This window comes from Fundidesulfovibrio sp. YSD1, from assembly GCF_055397115.1.
Window position 1 is genome coordinate 1,283,258 of sequence record NZ_AP043666.1, and the last position, 23,662, is coordinate 1,306,919.

Genomic DNA, 23,662 nt, shown 5'->3' on the forward strand with positions numbered 1-23,662 from the left:
GCGGGGGCTTTCGCAAAGGGATCGTGTCCGGTCCCGGGAGCCGTGGGCCTCGCCGGGAGCGCACCGCGCCGCCTCAGTTGCCGGGCGGAGGCGGAGGAGGCGGCGGGAAAAGGCCAGGCTCCCCGGGCGGGGGCGGAGGAGGCTGAAGCCTTGGCCAGGGGCCGAAGAACTTGCCCCTGAACTTGCGGGTCTTCTCCAGGAACTGGTCGAGCTTGCGCTTCTGTCCTTCGTCCAGGAGCTGCGCGATGCGTTTCGCCCCGTCGCCCATGATGGCGTCCTCGGCCTGCATGCAGGGCTCGCGCACCTCGCGCAGCTTTGCCAGCACGTCCTCCACGATGGGCAGGATGGCCTGGCGCTGGCTGCCGGAGAGGTCCAGGGCGTGGTCCAGGCGTTCCATGAAGAACCCGGCCGGGCCGACCTTCTCGATGCGCAGGGCGGGCGAGAACCTGTACTTGACGTACGCGCCCATGCCCACGCCGCCGGTGATCAGGCCCGCGAGGAAGATGCCCGCCGCCGCGAGGACGAGTTTTCGCTTGTTCATGCCCGGCCCCTAGAACCCCGCCAGGGCGTTGCCCGTGAGCAGCGCCGAGGCCTCGGCCGCGTACCCGGCCTGCACAAGCCACATCCAGGCCAGGCCCAGGCCCAGCGAGGCGGCGCCGCCCCCGGCCATGATGGGCATGGCCACCCGGCGCACGAACCAGCCGTCCAGAGCCTCGGCCGCGCGCTCGCGCACGTGGGCCATGACCCTCCCGGCGAAGCCGGGCGGCACGGCGGCCACGGGCCTGGCGGCCACGGCCTTGGCGCAGATGCGGTCCAATCTGGCGTTCATGGTCACTCTCCCCGGCCCGCGAGGCTTTCGTACTTGCGGGCCATCTTCTTCCTGGCGCGGTGCAGCCGCACCTTCACTTTCGATTCGCCCCAGCCCAGCATGTCCGCGATCTCGGCCACGCCGTACTCCTCGGCGTAGAAGAGCTCCACGGCGATGCGGTCCTCGGGGCTCAGGCCCTCGAGCAGCGTCTCCACCAGCCTGGCCGCCTCGCGGCGCTCGGTGAGCTGCTCGAAGCGGGAGGTGGAGTCCTCCTGCATCACATCCTCCAGCCAGGCCATCTCCTCGGGGCTGGAGAAGTCCACGCCGCGCTCCCCGCGCCGCGATTTCTCGCGCCAGAAGTCCGCGGCCCGCCTGAGCGCGATGGAGGACAGCCAGGACTTGAAGCGCGTGTGGTCCTTGAGTTTCGAGAGGTTCTGGAAGGCGTCCAGGAAGGCCTCCTGGGCGGCCTCCCCCACCTCGCAGTGGGGCAGGTGGCGCGACAACAGCCTGAAGAGATGCTCCTGATGCGCGCGCACCAGCACCTCGAACGCCTCCGTGTCGCCGTCCAGGACGCGCCGCACGGCCTGCGCGTCGCCCGGGGGATTCGTTCCCACGCCAACCTCCGCCGGGTATGTCGCGGCCGTGCGGGGGCCGGTTACACCGGGAGGGAAAAAGTCTCCGCGCCCGGCCCGGCCCTAGGATTCCTCGCTCTCCGCCCGGGGGGCGGCCATGCCCCACCTGGAGCGCACGTGCACGCCCCGAAGCTGCCTGACCAGCGAGAAGACCTTGCGCCGCTTCTCCCTGAGGGCCTCGCGCGCGGCCTCGCGCTGTGCCTCCTCGGAGCCCTTGGGCTTGTATTTGACCTTGATGCCCTGGAAGGCCACGGTGATCTTGTTCTCCTGGAGCTCCTGGTCCACTGCGGCGGCCAGGTCGGACTCCACCTTGAACTTGTCGCGGAAGTCCTGGATCCACACGTAGAGCTCGAAGTCCAGGCCGTAGCGCCCGAGCTGCCTGAGCACCACGGACGGGGCCGGGTCCTTGAGCACGAGGTCGTTCTTGGCGGCCACGGCCGCAAGTATCTTGCGCACCTTCTTCACCTTGGTGCCCGGGGCCACGCTCACGTGGATGGTCAGGCGGATGCGCTTGTCCTGGTAGCTCCAGTTGATGATCTCGCCGCGCAAAAAGCTCGAGTTGGGGATGATGACCATGGAGTTGTCCAGGGTGCGCACCGTGGTGTTGCGCACGCTGACGTTGGTCACCTCGCCGAGCGTTTTGCCGGTCTGGACCACGTCGCCCTTCTTGATGGAGCCCCCGAAGAGGATGATCAGGCCGGAGACGAAGTTGTTGATGATGTCCTTGAGCCCGAAGCCCACGCCCACGGAAAGCCCGGAGGCGATCCAGGTCACGCCCGTGAGCGGCAGGCCCAGCACCGAGAGCACGCCCAGCAGGTAACCCACCCAGGTGACGTAGGAGGCCAGGGTGGAGAGCGTGTGCGCCAGCGCAGGGTCCAGGGTCTTGCCGCCCACGGTGGCCCGCTCCAGGGCGATCTTGAGCCAGGCCAGCGCGAGCCTGGCCGCGAAGAACATCAGGGCCATGAAGGCCACTGCGTCCAGCGTCAGGCTCACGCGCCCGAGCTTCAGCTCCAGGGTGAAGACGTAGTCCACGAACCCCGGGCCGCCCATGAAGAGCATCACCCAGGCCACGTAGGCCACGGACAGGACCGTGACCGCCAGCGGGTGCACGTAGGACGTCCACACCCCGCCGCGCGCGGCCATGACCTCGCGCAGCGCCCGGGACACGGCCACCGTGAGCCTGAAGAGAAACCAGGCCTGGACCGCGTTCACGGCCAGGGGGCCGTACCCGGACAAGGCCACGGCCCCGGACAGGGCCAGGAGCGCGGCGGCCCTTTTCCTGCCGCGCCGCCATCGGTCCAGGGCGGCCAGGGCCATCACCGGCGGCCAGTACACGCAGACCATCTCGGCGGGCAGGTCGAGCACCTCGGCCAGGGTCCCGGCGGCGTAGAGCAACAGGAAAAACTCGAGCGCCCCCGGGGGCAGGTGCCTGCGCACGAGGATCACGGCGCCCTGAAGCCCGGCCAGGACCATGAGCAGGTTGAGCATGTGGCTGCCCGTGAAGGGCACGGCGTAGGTGGCGGCGTACCCGGCGATCCCCAGGCTCAAGAGCCCCCAGCCCGCGCCGGAGCGCACGGGCTCCCAGGCTCCCAGCCGTTTGGCCGCCAGGCGTGCCGCCGAAAACAGGGCCAGCCAGAAAAGCGCCCAGGCCAGGGCCAGTCCGGCCCAGTCCGTCCAGGCCGCCACGGAGCGGGCGAACCGGGGAAAGTCGCTGGCCCAGTCCACGGCGCGGCTCTCCAGCAGGGCCAGGCCGTAGACGTCCAGGGGCGGGCGCACGTGGCCGAAGAAGTGTTCCTTGAAGACCCGGACGTAGTCCTCGCGCAGGTGCGCCCTGGCGTCCTCGATGGAGGCCGCCAGGTCGTCGAACAGCGACAGGGTGGAGTCGATCTCGGCCTTGAGCGCGTCCACCTCGGTCTTGACCGCCTCCATCTTCCCGGAGGGGGCCTTCAGGGCCTCCACGGTGGGGTCGTTGTAGTCCACGTCCGCGCCGCGCTTGCGGATGACGCGCAGGGTGGCGTTCTCCTCCTTGATGCGCGCCAGGTGCTCGGCGGCGAGGCCCAACTCCTGGGAGCCGTGCTCAAGGACGCGCTCGATGCTTCCGTAATGCGTGAGCAGCGTGCGCAGCGCCCAGGGGGACTCGCCCGCCACCGCGCGCAGGAGCTGGGCCTGGGTGAGCTGCCTGTCGGCCTCGAAGAGCGCCTGGGAGGCCTTTTGGCGCAGCTGCGGCAGATCCTTGCGCACCGAGGCCACCTCCTGCGCCCTGCGGTCCGCGTCGAGCGTTATGCCCGAAAGCACCTCGTCCCAGGCCTTGCGGTCGATGCCCGCCCCAAGGGCCGGACCCGCGAGCGCGAGCAAGACGGCCAGCGCGGCGACTGCCTTTCCCATGCGTTCCTCCTGTTGCCTCAAGGGGATGTGACGCAGAGCCCCCCGGATGTCAAAGGCTCTTGCCAGCGCGCGCATTGCGACTTAACGATCCTGACCGGAGTACCCGCATGTCGCTGACGCACAACCTCGACCTATTGGAAGCCATCGACGCAGGCATCCTCGTGGTGAACGCGAGGACCCAGGTGATCGTCCACGCCAATCCCAAGGCGCTGGAGCTTCTCGGGCGCAGCGAGGGCGACATCGTGGGCAAGGAGTGCCACGGCCTGGAATGCCTCTGCGAGCCCGAGGACGCCCCGCCGCTGGACCTCACCAGGCCCCTGCCCCCGCAGGAGCGCACGCTCCAGGCCGCCGGGGGGGCCAGGCTGCCCGTGCTCATCGCGGCCCAGCCCATGGAAGGCCCCCTGGGCCTCATGAGCATCCTCACCTTCACGGACCTCACCCCGCTCAAGCACGCGGAGCGCAAATACAAGTCCTTCTTCCGCAACGCCGTGGAGGGCGTCTTCCAGTCCACGGCCGACGGCCGCTTCGTCGCGGTCAACCCGGCCCTGTGCGACATTCTGGGCTACGACACGCCCGAGGAGCTCATAAGCTCGCTCACCGACCTGCGCTCCCAGCTCTACGTGGACCCCGCCGACCGCGACTACCTCATCGCCCAGCTCGAGGCTCACGGCCGCATCACCGGCTTCGAGACCCGTTTCCGGCGCAAGGACGGCGGCGTGCGCTGGATCAACACCAGCGCCCGGCAGGTGCGCGACCACAACGGCAGGCTCCTCTACATCGAAGGGCTGAACATCGACATCACCGAGCGCAAGATGGCCGAGGAGGCCCTGCTCAAGATGGGGATGGAGCTGCGCGAATCCGAGGAGAAGTTCAGGCGCACCTTCGACCAGTCCCCCATCGGCGCGGCCATCCTCTCGCTGGACTGGACCTTTTTGCGCGCCAACGAGGCCTTTTGCCGCATCACCGGCTACGAGGAGAGCGAGCTTCTGGGCAAGCCCATCATCATGCTCTCCCACCCCGATGACGTGGACGCGGCCCAGGCCCGCGCCGCCCGCCTCAGAAGCGGCGAGGTGGACCACTACGAGCTCGACAAGCGCTACGTGGCCAAGGACGGCAGCGTGGTCTGGGTGCAGCTCTCGGCGGGCCTGTTGCGCGACGCCATGGGCAGGCCCAGCTACTACATGCCCATGGTCCAGGACATCACCGAGCGCAAGATGGCCGAGGAGCAGCTGGCCAGGGCCCAGGCCAGGCTCAAGGCCCTGCTCACCAGCTCGCCTGCGGTGATCTACTCCAGAAGGCCCGTGGGCGACCTGGAGCTGACCTTCGTCTCCGACAACGTGGAGGACCTGACAGGGTTCCATCCCGAGGACTTCCTGCGCGACCCCGGGTTCTGGCTCTCGCGCGTGAACCCGGACGACGCACCGGCCGTTGAGGCCGAACTCAGGCTCCAGCTGGCCATGGGCCAAGGCACGCGCGAGTACCGCTTCACCAACGCCCAGGGCCTGACGCGCTGGATACGCGACCAGTTCCGCCTGGTGCTGGACGAGTTGGGCCGCCCGGCCGAGATCGTGGGCTACCTGACCGACGTCACGGCGCGCAGGCTGATCAAGGAGGCCCTGGAATCCAGCGAGGCGCGCTACCGGGCCATCGTCGAGGACCAGACCGAGCTGGTCTGGCGCCACCGCCCGGACGGGGCCGTCACCTTCGCCAACGCGGCCACGGCGCGCTATTTCGGCAAGTCCAAGGAGGAGCTCATCGGCGCGGCGCTCCAGCCCGGGCTCTCCCCCGAGGAGCGCGAGCGCCTGGACCAGCACCTGAGGTCCCTGAGCCAGGCCCAGCCCGTGGGGGCCATCGAGTACCGCCTGACCATGCCGGGGGGCGAGGAGCGCTGGCTGCAACGCTACGACCACGCCCTGTTCGACCAGCACGGCAGGCTGGCCGAGTACCAGTCCGTGGGCCGCGACATCACCGAGCGCGTGCTCTCGGAGCGCGCACTGAGAAAAGTGATGGACGAGAAGGAGCGCCTGCGCCTGAACCTGGAGGCCGTGTTCCGCTCCATCCCGGACGCGCTCATCGTGGTGGACACGGAGATGAACGTGCTCCAGACCAACCGCGCGCTCTCGGAGCTGTGCTGCATCGGCGGCGAGACCAGCCACGGCAAGCACCTGCACCTGGTGGGCGGGCACTGCAAGCGGGCCTGCTTCGAGGTGCTCTCCACCACGCTCAAGACCCGCGAGCCCGTGCTCGAGTACAGGGTCGAGTGCAAGGGCAACCGCCCGGGCCAGACCGTGGTGATCAACTCCTCCCCGCTCCTGGACCCGGAGAACAACTTCGTGGGCGCGGTGCTGGTGATCCGCGACATCACCCGCCTGGCCGACCTGGAGAAGCGCCTCACCGACCTGCACGGCCACCGGGGGCTCATCGGCAAGTCCAAGGCCATGCGCTCCATCTACTCCGTGCTGGACCAGCTCTCCGAGGTGGACTCCACGGTGCTGGTCACGGGCGAATCCGGCACGGGCAAGGAGCTGGTGGCCGAGGCCCTGCACTACGGCGGCCCCAGGGCCAAGGGGCCGCTCATCAAGGTGAACTGCTCGGCGCTCTCCGAGAGCCTTCTGGAGAGCGAGCTCTTCGGGCACGTGCGCGGGGCCTTCACCGGGGCCATCCGCGACAAGCTCGGGCGCTTCGAGGCGGCCGAGGGCGGGACGATCTTCCTGGACGAGATCGGCGACATCTCCCCGCGCATCCAGCTGAACCTCCTGCGCGTGCTCGAGCGCAAGGAGTTCGAGCGCGTGGGCGACTCCAAGACGCGCCGGGCCAATGTGCGCGTCATCGCGGCCACCAACGTGGACATGCAGGAGAAGATCCGCCAGGGGCTCTTCCGCGAGGACCTCTACTACCGCCTGAAGGTCATGGTCATCCACCTGCCGCCCCTGCGCGAGCGCACCGAGGACATCCCGCTCCTGTGCGAGCACTTCCTGGGGCTTTTCCGCGCGGGCTTCGGCAAGCACATCTCCAAGGTGGGCGACGACGTGATGCGCATCTTCATGACCTACCGCTGGCCCGGCAACGTGCGCGAACTGCGCTACGCCCTTGAGCACGCCTGCATTCTCTGCCCCGGCGGCGAGATCGGGACGTCGCACCTGCCCCCCGAGCTCGAAGGGCGCGACTCCCAGGCGTCCGCCCAGCCCGCGCGCGCGCACCAAGCCGCCCCGGCGCAGGCTCCCGGCGGGGGCTACCACCGGGGCCTCTCGCGCGAGGACATCATCGAGGCCCTGGAGCGCGCGGCCAACAACCGCGCCAAGGCCGCCAGGCTCCTGGGCGTGGACCGCCGCACGCTCTACCGCAACATGGAGAAGCACTCCATCCAGTAGCCGCCGCGACGGCCCGTTCAGCACGCCGCGTCCATTTTCTTGTGGATAGTCTCAGAATTTGGTGGTAACCTTCTAACCGCTAGGCGAGGGATCAAGCCATGGAGCCGCTTCTCCCAGCGGCTCCGCAAGATGGCGGCCGTCCCGGCCTCGCCCGTCGCGCCCCGGCGCGGCGGCCTCCCCCCGGGGAGGACATCCCACGCGTTTTTCGTCAGGTTCGCCAACCCGCCAGCGCCTCCCGGCGCGGGCGGCATGAAAGGGAGGCGTTCTCATTCGAAAAGCCATCAGGTTTGCGGGGCTTCGCCCCTGACGAGCATTGACCCACGCGTTCAGCCCCCCAGGCACGTACCTGCCAGCCGCGCCAAGGAGGAGAAGGCAACCCGGATCGAGACGCCCTGAAGCCAGGGCCGACGTTCCGGAATAGACGGCCTATCCTGTGTTAAACATTTGGCTCCGGCGACGGTCTCTCCCTGCCGTCTCCTGAATAAAGGAGGTTTCTTAACGGCTTCGTCTCGCGCGCCCGGCAACCCGCATCAGGGCCCGGTCAAGTTTCACCGGAAACCAGCATACGCAGCACGATCCAGGAGAGGTTAAATGGCAGGCAAGAAGATCTACAAAACGCTTTACTTCTGGGTTCTCTTCGGCATCGCGGTCGGCATCATCATCGGCCTGATCCCCGAGACCAAGGCCTTCGCCGCCAAGATGGAGCCCTTCGGCAAGGCCTTCATCAAGATGGTCAAGATGATCATCGCCCCCATCATTTTCTGTACCGTCGTCACCGGCATCGCCAAGATGGGCGACATGACCAAGGTCGGCCGCGTGGGCCTCAAGGCCATGGTCTACTTCTGGACCATGACGCTCTTCGCCCTGGCCATCGGCCTGGTGGTCGTGAACGTCATGCAGCCCGGCGTGGGCCTGGACGATTACGCCAAGAAGATGCAGTCCAACGCGGCCGAGGTGAAGAAGGTCGAGGCCTACGCGGGCCAGACCGCCAAGGTCACCAGCACCACCGACTTCCTGATGAACATCATCCCAAGCTCGGTGGTGGACGCCTTCGCCAAGGGCGAGATCCTCCAGGTGCTCTTCTTCTCCATCCTCTTCGGCATTGCTTGCTCGGCCCTGGGAGACCGAGCGCGGACCGTTGTCAAGTTCATCGACGAGTTCTCGCGAGGAATGTTCAAGGTAGTCCATTACATAATGTACTTCGCGCCGCTCGGCGCATTCGGCGCCATCGCCTTCGTGGTGGCGTCGCAAGGCCACGACGCCCTGCTGGCCCTGCTCAAGCTCATGGCGGGCGTGTACATCACCTGCATCGGCTTCATCTTCATCGTGCTCTGGGCCGTGTGCAAGATGGCCGGCTTCTCCCTGTGGAAGTACCTCAAGTACATCTCCGAGGAGATCCTCCTGGTGCTCGGCACCTCCTCCTCCGAGGCGGCCCTGCCGCGCATGATGGCCAAGATGGAGAACGCGGGCGCGAACCAGTCCGTGGTGGGCCTGACCCTGCCCATGGGCTACTCGTTCAACCTCGACGGCACCTGCATCTACCTGACCATGGCCGCGATCTTCCTGGCCCAGGCCACCCAGACCCCGCTGACCATGGGCGACGAGCTCTACATCATGTTCATCCTGCTGCTCACCTCCAAGGGCGCGGCCGCGGTCACGGGCGGCGGCTTCATCACCCTGGCGGCCACGCTGCAGTCGCTCGGCACCATCCCGGTGGCCTCGCTCACGCTGCTTCTGGGCGTGGACCGCTTCATGTCCGAAGCCCGCGCCATCACCAACCTGATCGGCAACGGCGTGGCCACCCTGGTGGTCGCCAAGTGGGAGGGCGCGCTCGACGAGCGCAAGCTCCAGAAGGTGCTCGACGGAGACCTGAGCGACGACTACGCGGACGACCCCGAGGACGTGCTCATCGCCGAGCAGTCCACCGAGGCGGCCGCGAGCCAGGCCAAGTCCTGATCCGTCTTCCATGCTTCGCCGCCGCGAGGCGGCGCGGCAAGGCCCCCCGGAAACGGGGGGCCTTTTGTTTTCCGACCCGCCGCTCCGTTCTCTCGCTTCCCCTGGCAATGGCACAACGACGTGTGGCATGCGCCACACATATGTGGCGCCACGCCACACCACAATGCCACACTTCACACGGGTGCACACCCACTTCACGGCTCCGAAGAGCGTTCACAACACCTCTATTTCACACATGATAAATTTTTAATGCCCACAGGGGCCGCTCTGGCACGCATATTGCCCTTATGTCTGTCGCATATCATGTGATACTGAAACTCCCAGGTCCTCACCCAACCGTGCGCAGGGCCGAAGAGGAGGCGGAAAGACCCAGGCGAAACATCACAGGACACCCCGGCGGGCCGCTCCGGTAAACGCGGCCGATGCGCGACCATCGTTTCCTTTTTTAACGCAGCGCGATCCTCAGTTTGCATTCAAGGAGTTGACGAAGAATGACCCGCCTGGTTTCGAACGCGCCCGCTAGGCGCACGGCCACGAAGCACCGCGAGAGCGCGGCTCTTCGCGGTCCGCGCCGCTCGCACGGGGCGCCCTGCCCGAGGTCCTTCGTCCGAAGCGTTGTGATGGATTCCCCTTCCTTGCCCGTGCCCGGCCGCGGCGGACAGGCCGAGGCCTTCGCCTCGCCGAGCGGCCGTCTGTGGAACCTGTTCCCTGTCACCCCGGAAAGCCAAAAACAGATTGGGAGGATGTAATGTCGATTCCGTCCATCGCCACCCACAAACCCGTGGCCAGCTGCAAGTGCGCCGCCTATCTGGACTGGCTCCAGATGCTTTCGGGCGCCAGCCTGGTCCTGTTCATGTGGGCGCACCTTTTCCTGGTGTCCAGCGTCATCATCGGCCCCGGCGTCATGAACGCCATCGCGCACTTCTTCGAGATCACCGGCATGGCGCAGGTCGGCGGCCCCGTGATCTTCGCGGTGTTTTTGCTGCACTTCGTGCTGGCAGCGCGCAAGATCCCCTTCGCCTCCAAGGAGCAGGGCCTCATGCTCCAGAACGCCAGGCGCATGCGCCACGCGGACACCTGGATGTGGGTGGTCCAGGCCGTGACCGCCATGATCATCCTGATCATGGGCTCCATCCACATGTGGGTGGTGCTCACCGACCTGCCCATCACCGCGCAGAAGTCCGCCGCGCGCATCCAGGGCGGCTGGTGGATGCTCTTCTACCTGGTGCTCCTGCCCATGGTGGAGCTGCACGTGGGCATCGGCTTCTACCGCATCCTGGTGAAGTGGGGCGTGATCGACTCCAAGGGACGGTTCGGCTTCAAGAAGAAGGAGAACCTGCTCACGGCCATCATGATCGGCATCGGCGTCATCACCCTGTTGCGTTTCATGTTCCTCGCCATCAAATAAGGATAACGCCATGCAAATCTTCCAAACCGACCTTCTGTGCATCGGAGCCGGCTTGGCCGGTGAGCGCGTGGCCATCGAGGCCGCGGACAACGGCTTCTCCGTCATCTGCCTCTCGCTGGTGCCCGCCAGGCGCTCGCACTCCTCGGCCGCCCAGGGCGGCATGCAGGCGGCGCTGGGCAACTCGGCCATGGGCGAGGGCGACTCCCCGGACGTGCACTTCGCCGACACCGTGAAGGGCTCCGACTGGGGCGCGGACCAGGAATGCGCGCGCATCTTCGCGGACACCGCGCCCATCGCCATGCGCCAGATGGCCTTCTGGGGCGTGCCCTGGAACCGCGTGGTGCCCGGCGAGCAGACCTACTACAAGGGCGGCAAGCCCTTCACCGCCTACGAGAAGCCCGAGAACGAGGGCCTGATCCACTCGCGCAGCTTCGGCGGCACGGCCAAGTGGCGTACCTGCTACACCTCGGACGGCACCGGCCACGCCGTGCTCTACACCCTGGACAACCGCGCCGCCCAGATGGGCGTGGAGGTCCACGACAAGGCCGAGGCCATCGCGCTGATCCACGACGGCGAGACCTGCATGGGCGCCATCGTGCGCTGCCTGAAGACCGGCGAGCTCAAGGCCTACCTCTCGCGCGCCACGCTGATCGCCACCGGCGGCTTCGGGCGCATCTACCGCGAGTCCACCAACGCCGTGATCTGCGACGGCGGCGGCCACATCATCGCCCTGGACACCGGCGTGGTGCCCATCGGCAACCCCGAGGCCATCCAGTTCCACCCCACGGGCATCGTGCCCACGGACATCCTGGTCACCGAGGGCTGCCGCGGCGACGGCGGAACGCTCCTGGACGTGAACCAGTACCGCTTCATGCCCGACTACGAGCCCGAGAAGGCCGAGCTGGCCTCGCGCGACGTGGTCAGCCGCCGCATGACCGAGCACATGCGCAAGGGCCTGGGCGTCAAGAGCCCCTACGGCGACCACCTCTGGCTGGACATCCGCCACCTGGGCGAGAAGCACATCTCCACCAAGCTGCGCGAGGTGCAGGAGATCTGCGAATCCTTCCTGGGCGTGGACCCCGTGCACCAGCTCATCCCCGTGCGCCCCACCCAGCACTACTCCATGGCCGGCGTGCGCACCAACTCCGACGGCGCGGCCTACGGCCTGAAGGGCCTGTTCTCCGCGGGCGAGGCCGCCTGCTGGGACATGCACGGCTTCAACCGCCTGGGCGGCAACTCCCTGGCCGAGACCGTGGTGGCCGGCATGCACGTGGGCGGCAAGGTGGTGGAGTTCCTCTCCGGCACCGAGACCACCTTCAAGACCGAGTGCATGCGCGACGCCTACCGCAAGCAGGAAGACCGCATCAAGGCGCTCATCCACGGGTCCAACGGACGCGAGAACGTCTACGGCGTGCGCAACGCCATGTTCGACACCATCATGAAGGGCGCGGGCATCTTCCGCAACGGTACGGACCTCCAGGAGAGCGTGGACAAGCTCACCGAGATCCTGGCCCGCGCGCGCAAGGTGGGGCTCAAGTCCAACGGCCTGGGCGCCAACCAGGAGCTCTCCCTGGCGCTCAAGATCGAGGGCCAGGTCAAGCTCGCCCAGTGCGTGTGCTTCGCCGCCCTGAACCGCACCGAATCGCGCGGCGCGCACACCCGCGAGGACTTCCCCGAGCGCAACGACCGCGACTGGCTGAACCGCACCCTGGCCACCTGGGCCAAACCCGATGACGTGGTGCCGACCCTCAACTACGAGCCCGCCACCAAGGTGTTCGAGATTCCCCCTGGCGAGCGCGGCTACGGCGGCGGCAAGATCATCCCCCTTGAGCCCGCGCCCGAGGCGACGCCCAAGAACAAGAAGGCCTAGGGAAGAGGAGCATACGAAATGGCCAGAATGCTGAAATTCAACATATTCCGGTACAATCCGCAGGACCCCAACTCGGTCCCGCACATGCAGGCCTACACGATCGACGAGACCGAATCCATGACGCTCTTCATCGTGCTGAACCGCCTGCGCGAAGAGCAGGACCCCTCGCTGCAGTTCGACTTCTGCTGCCGCGCGGGCATCTGCGGCGCGTGCGGCATGGTCATCAACGGCCGCCCGGGCCTGGCCTGCCACACCAAGACCAAGGACCTGCCCGAAGAGATCACGCTCATGCCCCTGCCGATCTTCAAGCTGGTGGGCGACCTCTCCGTGGACACGGGCACCTGGTTCAGGGCCATGTACAAGAAGATCGAGTCCTGGTGCCACACCAAGAAGGTCTTCGACCCGGCCGCGCAGGAAGAGCGCATGGACAACGCCGTGGCCGAGGCCATCTACGAGCTCGACCGCTGCGTTGAGTGCGGCTGCTGCGTGGCCGCCTGCGGCACGGCGCTCATGCGCGAGGACTTCCTGGGCGCCACCACGCTGAACCGCGTGGCCCGCTTCATGCTGGACCCCCGCGACGAGCGCACCGAGAAGGAGTACTTCGACATCATCGGCACCGACGAGGGCATCTTCGGCTGCATGGGCCTCTTGGCCTGCCAGGACGTCTGCCCCAAGTACCTGCCCCTGCAAGACGTGCTCGGCAAGCTGCGCAAGAAGATGGCCTTCGCCGCCGTCAACAACATCCTGCCCAGCTTCCTGAGGAAGGACATCAAGTTGTAGCCCAGGCTTCACCAGGCTTCACGGGTCTCACCACTGCCAACGGGACGCCCGTCCGAAAGCCATGAACCAAGGGGGAACCGGGGGAGAACACACCACCCCCGGGGTCCGGCGGGGATTAATCCCCGGACTGGGGAGGGGGAACTCCCCCCTCCCCGGCCCCCGAAAAAGGGAGAAGCGATGCGTACGATTCCAGCGCAGACGGTCATCGACAAGGTTGCGGAGATGTGCATCTCCGCCAACCGCGAACTGCCCGAGGACGTGATGGCCTCGTTCAGGAAAGGCCAGGAAGAGGAAGAGAACCCGGCGGCCAAGGAAGTCTTCCGCCAGTTGATCGAGAACGCCGAGATGTCCAAGGACACCGGCCTGCCCCTCTGCCAGGACTGCGGCCTCGCCGTGTTCTTCGTGGAGATGGGCGAGGAGGCCCGCGTGGAGGGCATGGGCATCCGCCAGGCCATCAACGAGGGCATGGTCAAGGGCTACCAGGAAGGCTACCTGCGTAAATCCTCCTGCGACCCCTTCACCCGCAAGAACACCGGCGACAACGGCCCCGCGATCATCCACTTCGACCTGGTCCCCGGCGACAAGATCAAGATCTGGATGATGGCCAAGGGCGGCGGCTCCGAGAACATGAGCCGCGTGATGATGTTCCCCCCGGCGGCCGGATGGAAGGGCCTGCGCGAGTTCATCATCAACCGCGTGGCCGAGGCCGGCCCCAACCCCTGCCCCCCGATCCTGGTGGGCGTGGGCATCGGCGGCAACTTCGAGCTGGCGGCCATCAACTCCAAGAAGGCGCTCCTGCGCGAGATCGACGACAAGCACGCCGATCCCGAGGTCGCCAAACTGGAGGAAGAGGTGCTGGCCGCCATCAACAAGCTCAACGTCGGGCCCATGGGCCTGGGCGGCAAGAACACCTGCCTGGCCGTGAAGATCGCCGTGGCCCCCTGTCACCTGGCCAGCCTGCCCCTGGCCGTGAACATCCAGTGCCACTCCGCCAGGCACAAGGAGGTGGTGCTCTAATGGCCGAACATCATCTGAAGACCCCGCTGACCGACGCCGACATCGAGAAGCTGAAGTCCGGCGACGTGGTGTACATCACCGGCACCATCTACACGGGCCGCGACGCCGCGCACAAGCGCCTGGTGGACACCCTGGACAAGGGCGACCCCCTGCCCTTCGACCTCAAGGGCGCGCTCATCTACTACGTGGGGCCGAGCCCCGCGCCCCCGGGACGCCCCATCGGCTCGGCCGGGCCCACCACGTCCTACCGCATGGACACCTACGCCCCCCGCCTGCACGGCCTGGGGCTCAAGGGCACCATCGGCAAGGGCCGCCGCTCCCGAGAGGTGCGCGACGCAATGATCAAGCACAAGGCCGCCTACTTCGGCGCCACCGGCGGCGCGGGCGCGCTTCTGTCCCAGGCCATCAAGGGAGCCAAGGTCATCGCCTACGACGACCTGGGCCCCGAGGCCATCCGCGAGCTGACCGTGGAGAACTTCCCGCTCCTGGTGATCAACGATTGCCACGACGGGGAGCTCTACACCACGCCCAACCTGGAGGCTGCCTTGGCGGGCTAGCCGGATACGGGGACCGGTCCGCCTCCGCCAACCCGGCGGACCGGTCTTCCCGCGGGCGGGCGAGACGTCGCCCCTCCGCGGGAAGGCTTGAACCCCATCCTCCGAGGCTGGCTGGCAGGCACGTATCGCCTTCGGGGAACAGCTGACCGGGTTTCAAGCCGCCGGGTGCGCGCGGGGGACGCGTTTGGGAGGACGCCCCCCCGCGCCGCCAACACCATCCCTGTCCAGGACCGCCGGAGGAGCGATTCCGATGGCGCAGATGGGGAAGTGCCGTCAGGTGAACGCGTGGAGTAAATCGGAAATTCCTCCTATTTTAGGAGGAATTAGGGGCGGAACGACCCGGAGTCACCGGAGACCCTCTAGCGTCACCATGTTCAGGGAGGGTGACATGCCTAGCAGGATCATCAAGAAAAGAAGCCTCATCCCCGGCCAGACCAGCGAGCTGGTCCTGGACGCCCCGCACATCGCGGCAAAGGCCAGGCCGGGAAATTTCGTCATCCTCCGAGTATGCGAAAGCGGCGAGCGCATCCCGCTGACCATCGCGGACACGGACGCCAAGGCCGGAACCATCACCATCGTCTACCTCGTCCTGGGCAAGACCACGGCCCACCTCGAAACCCTCAAGGAGGGCGACGAGATACTGGACCTGTGCGGCCCCCTGGGCAAGGACACCGACATCCACAAATTGAACGGCCCCGTGATCTGCGTGGGCGGCGGCACGGGCATCGCGGCCATGCACCACATCGCCAAGGGGCACCACATGGCCGGAAACCACGTCATCGCCATCATCGGCGCGCGCACCAAGGACCTGCTGCTCTTCGAGCAGGAACTCAAGCGCTTCTGCCCCGAGGTGCTCGTCTCCACGGACGACGGCTCCTACGGGCGCAGGGGCCTGGTCACGGAACTCCTGGAGGAGCGCCTCAAGGCCGACCCGACCGTGGGCGAGGTGGTGGCCGTGGGCCCCGTGCCCATGATGGCCGCCGTGGCCCGCACCACCAAGCCCTTCGGCACGCCCACCACCGTGAGCCTCAACTCCATCATGGTGGACGGCATCGGCATGTGCGGGGCCTGCCGCGTGAGCGTGGGCGGCAAGACCAAGTTCGCCTGCGTGGACGGCCCCGAGTTCGACGGCCAGCTCGTTGATTTCAATGAGCTCTCCAGCAGGCTCAAGGCCTTCAAGGCCATGGAGCAAATGTCCTACGACGCCTTCAGGAGGGACCATGTCTGCACATGCTCCCACTGAGAAGAAGAGAGGCAAGGCCGTCCCCCGCACGCCCATGCCGGAGCAGCCGGCCGGAGAGCGCGTGCGCAACTTCTCCGAGGTGACCCTGGGCTACACGCCGGAACTGGCCCTCGCCGAGGCCAGGCGCTGCATCCAGTGCAAGAAGCCCCTGTGCCGCAAGGGCTGCCCGGTGGAGATCGACATCCCCGGCTTCATCGCCAAGGTGGTGGAGAACGACCTGGAGGGCGCCTACCGGGTGCTGCGCGAGACCAACTCGCTCCCCGCCGTGTGCGGCCGGGTCTGCCCGCAGGAGACCCAGTGCGAGGGCTCGTGCATCCTGGGCAAGAAGGGCGAGCCCGTGGCCATCGGCCGCCTCGAGCGCTACGTGGCGGACACGTTCATGGCCTCCGACGCCTGCGAGCAGCTCACGGGCGCCCACGCCTGCTCCATGCTGCGCGAGGATCTGAAGGTGGCCTGCATCGGGGCCGGCCCGGCGAGCCTGACCGTGGCCGGGTACCTCTCGGCCAAGGGCATCAAGGTGCACGTGTACGAGGCCCTGCACGAGCTGGGCGGGGTGCTCGTCTACGGCATCCCCGAGTTCAGGCTGCCCAAGGCCATCGTGCGCAAGGAGATCGAGGCCATGCAGGCCCAGGGCGTGGAGTTCCACACCAACTGGGTCGGCGGCAAGACCATCACCGTGGCCGACCTCAAGGAGCAGGGCTTCCAGGCCGTGTTCATCGGCGTGGGGGCCGGGCTGCCCAAGTTCCTGCGCGTGCCGGGCGAGAACCTGATCGGCGTGTTCTCGGCCAACGAGTACCTGACGCGCGTGAACCTGGGCCGCGCCTACGACTTCCCGCGCTCCGACACGCCGGCCTACACGGGCCGCAACGTGGCCGTGTTCGGCGCGGGCAACGTGGCCATGGACGCGGCCAGGACGGCCAAGCGCCTGGGCGCGGAGCGCGTGATGATCGTCTACCGGCGCACCGAGAACGAGATGCCCGCACGCCTGGAAGAGCTGCACCACGCCAAGGAGGAGGGCATCGAGCTCTTCTGCCTGCACGCCCCGGTGGAGCTCAAGGGCGACGAGAACGGCTGGCTCACCGCCCTGGTGCTCCAGAAGATGCGCCTGGGCGAGCCCGACGAGTCGGGCAGGTGCAGCCCCATCGCCTGCGACGGGGAATTCTGCGAGATCCCCTGCGACATGGCGGTCATCGCCGTGGGCACGGGGTCCAACCCCCTCATGGCCCAGTCCACCCCGGGGCTCGAGCTCAACAAATGGGGCTACATCACCGTCGATGAAGCCACGGGCGAAACCTCCATTCCCGGCGTGTACGCCGGGGGCGACATCGTCACCGGCGCGGCCACGGTCATCTCGGCCATGGGCGCGGGGCGGCGCGCGGCCAAGGAGATCGCGCGGAGGCTTCTGGCGTGAAGGGATTCGGGACGGCCTCTTCGGACCGCCCGGCTCGGATATTTGCGAGCGGGCGAGTGCGAACGGCGCTTTCGGCGGGTGGTCCGCCGGCGCGCCTTCGGTCCGAGCCAGGCGTTTCCAAGGGGCCGTCCCGCCCACCCGGCCTCGCGCGCGGGGTGCGCCCGGCGTAACGGCCCGGCCAGGGCCGTTCCGCTGAAAGGACTTGCGGAGCATTTCGCAAGCCTGTAACTAGCACGCCCCACATCCCCAGGCACAGAGCGCCAGCGCCACACCCTACAGCCAAGGTTGACTCGGCCATGAACGCCATTACCCTTCCGGAATCCCGCGACAGGGATTTCATCGCCCAGGTGGAAAAGCAGTCCGGCCAGATCGCGGCCAACTGCTACCAATGCGGAAACTGCACGGCGGGCTGCCCCTGCAACTTCGTCTACGACGTCCCCGTGCACACGGTCATGCGGTTCCTCCAGCAGGGCCGCAAGCGGGAGCTGCTCTCCTGCCGCTCCATCTGGCTGTGCGCCAGTTGCAACTCCTGCTCGGTGCGCTGCCCCAACAAGATAGACGTGGCCCACGTCATGGACGTGCTCAGGCACATGTCCCGGCGCGAGGGCCACTCGACGGAATACGCGGTCAAGGCCTTCACCGACAGCTTCCTGGCCTCGGTGGAGAAAAACGGCCGCGCCTTCGAGATGGGCATCCTGGCCAGCTACGCCCTGAAGACCGGCAGGGTCTGGACCGGCATCGACCTGGCCCCCAAGATCCTGCCCAAGGGCAAGCTTTCCCCGGTGGCCCACAAGGTCAAGAATCCCGGGGCCATCGCGCGCATCTTCGAGCGCTTCAGGGAGGAGTTCGGCAAATGAGCACCCCACTGCGCTACGCCTACTACCCCGGCTGCTCCGGCCAGGGCACGTCCCTGGAGTACGAGACCTCCACCCGGGCCGTGTGCGAGGCCCTAGGCATCGAGCTGGTGGAGATCCCGGACTGGAGCTGCTGCGGCTCCTCCCCGGCCCACACCGTGGACCACCGCCTCTCCTGCGCCCTGGCCGCGCGCAACCTGGCCCAGGCCGAGCTGGTGGAGGGGGCCACGGCCATCCTCACTCCCTGCCCCAGCTGCCTGACCAACCTGAAGACCGCCGCCCACAAGCTGAAAAAGCCCGATTTCGCGGCCGACGTGTCCAAGCTCCTGGAAAAGCCCGTGAGCAATACCCTGCCGGTGAAGTCCGTGCTCCAGGCCATCTACGAGGACATAGGCCCGGACGGCCTTCGGCCCAAGGTGTTCAAGCGCCTGGAGGGCCTCAGGGTCGCGCCCTATTACGGCTGCCTGATGAACCGCCCGGCCGAGGTCATGGACTTCGACGACCCGGAGAACCCCGTGGCCATGGACCGGCTCCTGGAGGCCGTGGGCGCGGACGTGGCCCCCTTCGCGCTCAAGGTGGAGTGCTGCGGGGCCTCCTTCGGCGTGGCCCGCCAGGACATGGTGGAACGCATGTCCGGCAAGCTCCTGGACCTGGCCGCCGTGAACGCGGCCGCGGCCATGGTCACGGCCTGCCCGCTGTGCCAGATGAACCTGGACCTGCGCCAGGGCCAGATCAACTCCGCCAACGACACCAACCACGAGATCCCCGTGTTCTACTTCACCCAGCTCCTGGGCCTGGCCCTGGGGATCGACGAAAAGACGCTCGGACTGGGCAAGCTGGCCGTGAGCCCGCGCAAGGTCCTGGCCCGGGCGGGGGTGGCCTCATGAAGATAGGCGTTTTCGTCTGCCACTGCGGCTCGAACATCGCTGGCACCGTGGACGTGGCCCGCGTGGCCGAGATGGCCAAGGCCCTGCCCGAGGTGGCCTTCGCCTCGGACACCATGTACGCCTGCTCCGAGCCGGGTCAGGAAGGCATCATCAAGGCCATCAAGGAGAAGGGCCTGGACGGCGCGGTGGTGGCCTCGTGCACGCCGCGCATGCACGGCCCCACCTTCATGCGCACCGTGGCGAGGGCTGGCCTCAACCCGTACATGTTCGAGATGGCCAACATCCGCGAGCACGTCTCCTGGATCGGCAAGGACAAGATCGCCAACACGCGCAAGGCCTTCGACCTGGTGAAGATGGCCGTGGCCAAGCTCGCGCAGAACAGGCCGCTCTTCCCCAAGACCTTCCCGGTGAACAAGCGGGTGATGATCATCGGCGGCGGCGTGGCCGGCATCCAGGCCGCGCTGGACTGCGCCGAGGGCGGGCTCGAAGTGGTGCTGGTGGAGAAGACCTCCTCCATCGGCGGCAAGATGGCCAAGCTCGACAAGACCTTCCCCACCGTGGACTGCTCCAGCTGCATCCTGGGCCCAAGGATGGTGGACGTGGCCCAGCACCCGAACATCACCCTCCACGCCAGTTCCGAGGTGGAGGAAGTCGCGGGCTACGTGGGCAACTTCCAGGTGCAGGTGCGCAAGAAGGCCACCTACGTGAACTGGAAGGACTGCACGGGCTGCGGGGCCTGCATGGAGAAGTGCCCGGCCAAGAAGAGCCCGGACTCCTTCAACGAATTCGTGGGCCCCACCACGGCCATCAACATCCCCTTCCCCCAGGCCATCCCCAAGAAGGCCTCCATCGATCCGTCCTCCTGCATCAGGTTCAAGACCGGCAAGTGCGGCGTGTGCGCCAAGATCTGCCCGGTGAAGGCCGTGGACTACGAGCAGCAGGACGAGATGGTCACGGAGGAGGTGGGGGCCATCGTGGCCGCCACGGGCTACGACCTCATGGACTGGACCGTGTACGGCCAGTACGGGGCCGGGCGCTACCCGGACGTGATCACCTCGCTCCAGTACGAGCGCCTGCTCTCGGCCTCCGGCCCCACGGGCGGGCACGTGAAGCGCCCCTCGGACGGCAAGGAGCCGAAGACCGTGGTCTTCATCCAGTGCGTGGGCTCGCGCGACAAGTCCGTGGGCAGGCCCTACTGCACGGGCTTTTGCTGCATGTACACGGCCAAGCAGGCCATCCTGACCAAGGACCACATCCCGGACAGCGAATCCTTCGTCTTCTACATGGACATCCGCGCGCCCGGGAAGATGTACGACGAGTTCACCCGCCGGGCCATGGAGGAGTACGGCACGCAGTACGTGCGCGGCCGCGTGTCCATGGTCTACCCCAAGGGCGGCAAGATGGTGGTTCGCGGGGCAGACACCCTGGCCGGGACCCAGGTGGAGATCGAGGCGGACCTGGTGGTCCTGGCCGTGGGCGCGGAAGGCGCCAAGGGCTCGCCTGGGCTGGCCGAGAAGCTTCGCATCTCCTACGATTCCTACGGCTTCTTCATGGAAGGCCACCCGAAGCTGAAACCCGTGGAGACCAACACGGCGGGCGTGTACCTGGCCGGGTGCTCCCAGGGGCCCAAGGACATCCCGTCCTCCGTGGCCCAGGGCAGCGCGGCCGCGGCCAAGGTGCTTGGGCTCTTCGCCAAAGACCAGCTGCAAAGCGATCCGCAGGTCTCCAAGGTGGACCCCAAGCGCTGCGTGGGATGCATGAAGTGCGCCATGACCTGCCCGTTCGGGGCCATCAAGGAGGTCGAGGTCCGGGGCGAGATCAAGGCCCAGGTCATCGAGACCGTGTGCCAGGGCTGCGGCATCTGCACCTCCACCTGCCGCCAGGGAGCCATCCAGCTCCAGAACTTCACCGACAACCAGATCCTGGCGGAGGTCAACGCCCTGCTCATGGACGAGTTCGAGGAGGCCTAGGCCATGGACAAGGAACTGCGAATCGTCGGCTTCCTCTGCAACTGGTGCTCCTACGGCGGCGCGGACACGGCGGGCGTGGGCCGCTTCACCCAGCCCACGGACCTGCGCATCGTGCGCATGCCCTGCTCCGGGCGCATCGACCCGCTGTTCGTGCTCAAGACCCTGATCGGCGGGGCCGACGGCGTGCTCGTCTCCGGCTGCCACCCGCGCGACTGCCACTACGCCGAGGGCAACTACTACGCCCGGCGGCGCCTGGAGGTGCTCGGGCGTTTTTTGCCCGTGATCGGCATCGACCCGGGCCGCTTCGCCTACACCTGGGTCTCGGCCTCGGAGGGCCAGCGCTGGCAGCACGTGGTCACCACCTTTACCGCGCAGATCCACGCCCTGGGGCCCATCCAGCGTATCGGACGCCAGGCCCTGGCAAAGGCCTGCTCCATCGGCTCGCCGCTCGCGGCGCTTAACGCGGAGTAGCACATGAGCGTTCTTACAGAACTCAAGGCCGCCGTGGCCCGGCGGCTTCCCGACCTGGACCTGGTCATCGGCTGGGGCGAGGGCTTCGACGCCCTGCACCGCACCCCGCTGTTCGTGCGCACCGAGGCCGACGTGGAGAAGCTGCGCTTCGACCCCCTGTGCGTGCACAACCTCTCCACCTACCTGACCCGCTACGGCGGCGGCAAACGCATCGGCGTGGTGGTCAAGGGCTGCGACAGCCGCTCGGTGGTGGAACTTCTGCAGGAAAAGCTCATACACCGCGAGAACGTGGTGGTCTTCGGCGTGCCCTGCGAGGGCGTGGCGGACTTGAACAAGCTCAAGCGCGCGCTCGCCGCCAAGGGCGTGGACATCGGGCGCGTGCGCGGGGCCAGGATCGAGAACGGAAAGCTCACGGCGTCCACGCCCAAGGGCGAGACCGTCCTCGATATGGCCGAGGTGCTGGCCGACAAGTGCGGGCGCTGCCGCGAGCACGACGCCGTGATCCACGACGAGTTCGCGGGCCAGCCCGTGGGCCGCTCCGACAAGGACGACTTCTCCGACGTGGCCGCCTTCGAAAAGCTCACCCTGGAGGAGCGCATGGAGTTCTGGCGCGAGCAGATGGAGCGCTGCCTGCGCTGCTACGCCTGCCGCAACGCCTGCCCCCTGTGCGTCTGCCGCGACCACTGCATCGCCCAGACCCGCGAGCCGAACTGGGTCAGCCAGCGCGACGGCCTGGAGGAGAAGCTCTTCTTCCAGATGATCCACGCCATGCACCTGGCCGGGCGCTGCACCGAATGCGGCGAGTGCGAGCGGGCCTGCCCCGTGGACATCCCGCTCATGGTGCTCAAGCGCAGGCTGGCCAAGGACATCCATGAACTCTTCGACTACCGCGCGGGGACCGACCCGCAGGCCAAGCCGCCGCTTCTGTCCTTCAAGGTCGAGGAAGACAAAATAAACGAGAGGGGCTGGTGATGGCTGCCAAGTTTCTCCCTGCGGACAAGCTGAACGCTTGGCTGGCCGAACTGGCCGCCTCGCGCCGCGTACTGGTCCCGGTCAAGGAGCGCGACGCCGTGGTCTTCAGGCCCTTCGGCCAGGACGCGGCCCTGGTGCTCTCGCGCAAGGCCGACACCCCGCCCAAGGCGTCGGTGTTCCCGGCCTCGGAGCGGCTTCTCGGCTTCACCTACGTCAAGGACCCCGAGGACCTGGCCAAGGTCTCCCTCGAAATCGCGCCCACGGTGGACGCCCCGCCCACCGTGGTGTTCGGCGCGCGCCCCTGCGACGCCCGGGGGTTTCTCATCTTCGACCGCGTCTACGTCACGCCCAAGGTGACGGACGTCTACTACCAGGCCAGGCGCGATAACACGCTCTTCGTGACGCTGGCCTGCGACGAGCCGGACAACTCGTGCTTCTGCCACTGGGTGGGCAGTTCCCCGTCGGACAAGTCGGGCTCTGACGTGCTGGCCACGCCCGTTTCCGGGGGCTACCTGCTGGAGCAGGCCTCGGAGCGCGGGGCCGCGCTGCTCGAAAGCGCCCTGCTGGCGGACGGCGCGGGCCTTGAAGCCGAGGCGAAAGCCCTGCACGAGGCCGCGCGCGAGTCCCTGGGCGAGGCCTGGAGCCCCGAGGCGGCCCCGGTCAAGCTCGTCGAGAAGTTCGACGACGCCGCCTTCTGGGAGGACCTCTCGGCCAAGTGCGTAAGCTGCGGGGCCTGCACCTACCTCTGCCCCACCTGCTACTGCTTCAACATCACCGACGAGCGCGCGGGCATGAAGGGCGAGCGCATCCGCACCTGGGACAACTGCATGTCCTTCCAGTTCACCCTGGAGGCCAGCGGCCACAACCCCAGGCCCACCAAGGCCCACAGGCTGAAAAACCGCGTCGGCCACAAGTTCAGCTACTATCCGGACATCCACGGCGGCGTGTTCGCCTGCTGCGGCTGCGGGCGCTGCATCGCGTTGTGCCCGGTGAGCGTGGACATCCGCGAAATCGTCCGCCAGGCAGTGGAGCGCCCCGCGTCCACTCCGGAAAAGAAGTAGGGAGCACGC

19 protein-coding genes are annotated in these 23,662 nt (G+C 67.4%); 15 read left to right on the forward strand and 4 right to left on the reverse strand.

The genetic code is table 11. The features are described 5' to 3' along the window. Positions 1 to 73: 73 nt before the first annotated feature. The 4 genes from ACZ5V4_RS06035 to ACZ5V4_RS06050 all read right to left on the reverse strand — a co-directional run bounded on the left by ACZ5V4_RS06035 (position 74) and on the right by ACZ5V4_RS06050 (position 3,825). A complete protein-coding gene (locus ACZ5V4_RS06035) occupies positions 74 to 541 on the reverse strand; it encodes a hypothetical protein (protein WP_464317275.1) in 468 nt (155 codons plus the stop codon). Positions 542 to 550: 9 nt separating this feature from the next. Next, positions 551 to 829, reverse strand: coding sequence for a hypothetical protein (locus ACZ5V4_RS06040; protein ID WP_464317276.1), 279 nt, complete (start codon positions 827 to 829; stop codon positions 551 to 553). A 2-nt stretch (positions 830 to 831) separates the two neighbouring features. Continuing rightward, positions 832 to 1,422, reverse strand: a complete 591-nt coding sequence (locus tag ACZ5V4_RS06045) for an RNA polymerase sigma factor (RefSeq protein WP_464317277.1) — start codon at positions 1,420 to 1,422, stop codon at positions 832 to 834. A gap of 81 nt (positions 1,423 to 1,503) precedes the next feature. Next, positions 1,504 to 3,825 carry a mechanosensitive ion channel domain-containing protein gene (locus ACZ5V4_RS06050; protein ID WP_464317278.1) on the reverse strand — a complete coding sequence of 774 codons (2,322 nt, stop codon included), beginning with the start codon at positions 3,823 to 3,825 and terminating at the stop codon, positions 1,504 to 1,506. A gap of 107 nt (positions 3,826 to 3,932) precedes the next feature. Here ACZ5V4_RS06050 and ACZ5V4_RS06055 point away from each other — a divergent pair, with 107 nt between their 5' ends. The 15 genes from ACZ5V4_RS06055 to ACZ5V4_RS06125 all read left to right on the forward strand — a co-directional run bounded on the left by ACZ5V4_RS06055 (position 3,933) and on the right by ACZ5V4_RS06125 (position 23,653). Further along, positions 3,933 to 7,196 (forward strand): PAS domain S-box protein, encoded by a 3,264-nt coding sequence (locus ACZ5V4_RS06055; protein WP_464317279.1) that lies wholly within the window; start codon positions 3,933 to 3,935, stop codon positions 7,194 to 7,196. Positions 7,197 to 7,787: 591 nt separating this feature from the next. Next, positions 7,788 to 9,152, forward strand: a complete 1,365-nt coding sequence (gene dctA, locus ACZ5V4_RS06060) for a C4-dicarboxylate transporter DctA (protein ID WP_464317280.1) — start codon at positions 7,788 to 7,790, stop codon at positions 9,150 to 9,152. Positions 9,153 to 9,900: 748 nt separating this feature from the next. After that, positions 9,901 to 10,560, forward strand: coding sequence for a succinate dehydrogenase/fumarate reductase transmembrane subunit (locus ACZ5V4_RS06065; protein WP_464317281.1), 660 nt, complete (start codon positions 9,901 to 9,903; stop codon positions 10,558 to 10,560). Between the two features lie 10 nt (positions 10,561 to 10,570). Further along, positions 10,571 to 12,430: a fumarate reductase flavoprotein subunit gene (locus ACZ5V4_RS06070; RefSeq protein WP_464317282.1), complete on the forward strand. Its 1,860-nt coding sequence runs from the start codon at positions 10,571 to 10,573 to the stop codon at positions 12,428 to 12,430. Between the two features lie 18 nt (positions 12,431 to 12,448). Next, complete coding sequence (locus tag ACZ5V4_RS06075; RefSeq protein WP_464317283.1) at positions 12,449 to 13,210, forward strand: fumarate reductase iron-sulfur subunit; 762 nt, start codon at positions 12,449 to 12,451, stop codon at positions 13,208 to 13,210. 177 nt (positions 13,211 to 13,387) lie between these two features. Further along, on the forward strand, positions 13,388 to 14,227 hold the full coding sequence (locus ACZ5V4_RS06080; protein WP_464317284.1) for a fumarate hydratase: 840 nt from the start codon (positions 13,388 to 13,390) through the stop codon (positions 14,225 to 14,227). Further along, positions 14,227 to 14,784, forward strand: coding sequence for a Fe-S-containing hydro-lyase (locus tag ACZ5V4_RS06085; RefSeq protein ID WP_300163155.1), 558 nt, complete (start codon positions 14,227 to 14,229; stop codon positions 14,782 to 14,784). Before ACZ5V4_RS06080 ends, ACZ5V4_RS06085 begins: the two co-directional genes overlap by 1 nt. A gap of 388 nt (positions 14,785 to 15,172) precedes the next feature. After that, on the forward strand, positions 15,173 to 16,027 hold the full coding sequence (locus ACZ5V4_RS06090) for a sulfide/dihydroorotate dehydrogenase-like FAD/NAD-binding protein (RefSeq protein ID WP_464317285.1): 855 nt from the start codon (positions 15,173 to 15,175) through the stop codon (positions 16,025 to 16,027). Then, positions 16,005 to 17,438 (forward strand): NADPH-dependent glutamate synthase, encoded by a 1,434-nt coding sequence (gene gltA / locus ACZ5V4_RS06095; protein ID WP_464317286.1) that lies wholly within the window; start codon positions 16,005 to 16,007, stop codon positions 17,436 to 17,438. The genes ACZ5V4_RS06090 and gltA overlap by 23 nt, the downstream gene beginning before the upstream one ends. Before the next feature lie 296 nt (positions 17,439 to 17,734). Beyond that, a complete protein-coding gene (locus ACZ5V4_RS06100; protein ID WP_464317287.1) occupies positions 17,735 to 18,295 on the forward strand; it encodes a 4Fe-4S dicluster domain-containing protein in 561 nt (186 codons plus the stop codon). Continuing rightward, positions 18,292 to 19,179 carry a CoB--CoM heterodisulfide reductase iron-sulfur subunit B family protein gene (locus ACZ5V4_RS06105; protein ID WP_464317288.1) on the forward strand — a complete coding sequence of 296 codons (888 nt, stop codon included), beginning with the start codon at positions 18,292 to 18,294 and terminating at the stop codon, positions 19,177 to 19,179. The genes ACZ5V4_RS06100 and ACZ5V4_RS06105 overlap by 4 nt, the downstream gene beginning before the upstream one ends. After that, entirely contained in the window at positions 19,176 to 21,149 is a 1,974-nt protein-coding gene (locus ACZ5V4_RS06110) for a 4Fe-4S binding protein (RefSeq protein WP_464317289.1), read from the forward strand. The genes ACZ5V4_RS06105 and ACZ5V4_RS06110 overlap by 4 nt, the downstream gene beginning before the upstream one ends. A gap of 3 nt (positions 21,150 to 21,152) precedes the next feature. After that, positions 21,153 to 21,620, forward strand: a complete 468-nt coding sequence (locus ACZ5V4_RS06115) for a hydrogenase iron-sulfur subunit (protein ID WP_464317290.1) — start codon at positions 21,153 to 21,155, stop codon at positions 21,618 to 21,620. Positions 21,621 to 21,623: 3 nt separating this feature from the next. Then, complete coding sequence (locus ACZ5V4_RS06120; protein ID WP_464317291.1) at positions 21,624 to 22,592, forward strand: Coenzyme F420 hydrogenase/dehydrogenase, beta subunit C-terminal domain; 969 nt, start codon at positions 21,624 to 21,626, stop codon at positions 22,590 to 22,592. Next, a complete protein-coding gene (locus ACZ5V4_RS06125) occupies positions 22,589 to 23,653 on the forward strand; it encodes a 4Fe-4S dicluster domain-containing protein (protein ID WP_464317292.1) in 1,065 nt (354 codons plus the stop codon). Before ACZ5V4_RS06120 ends, ACZ5V4_RS06125 begins: the two co-directional genes overlap by 4 nt. The last annotated feature ends 9 nt before the right edge of the window (positions 23,654 to 23,662 follow it).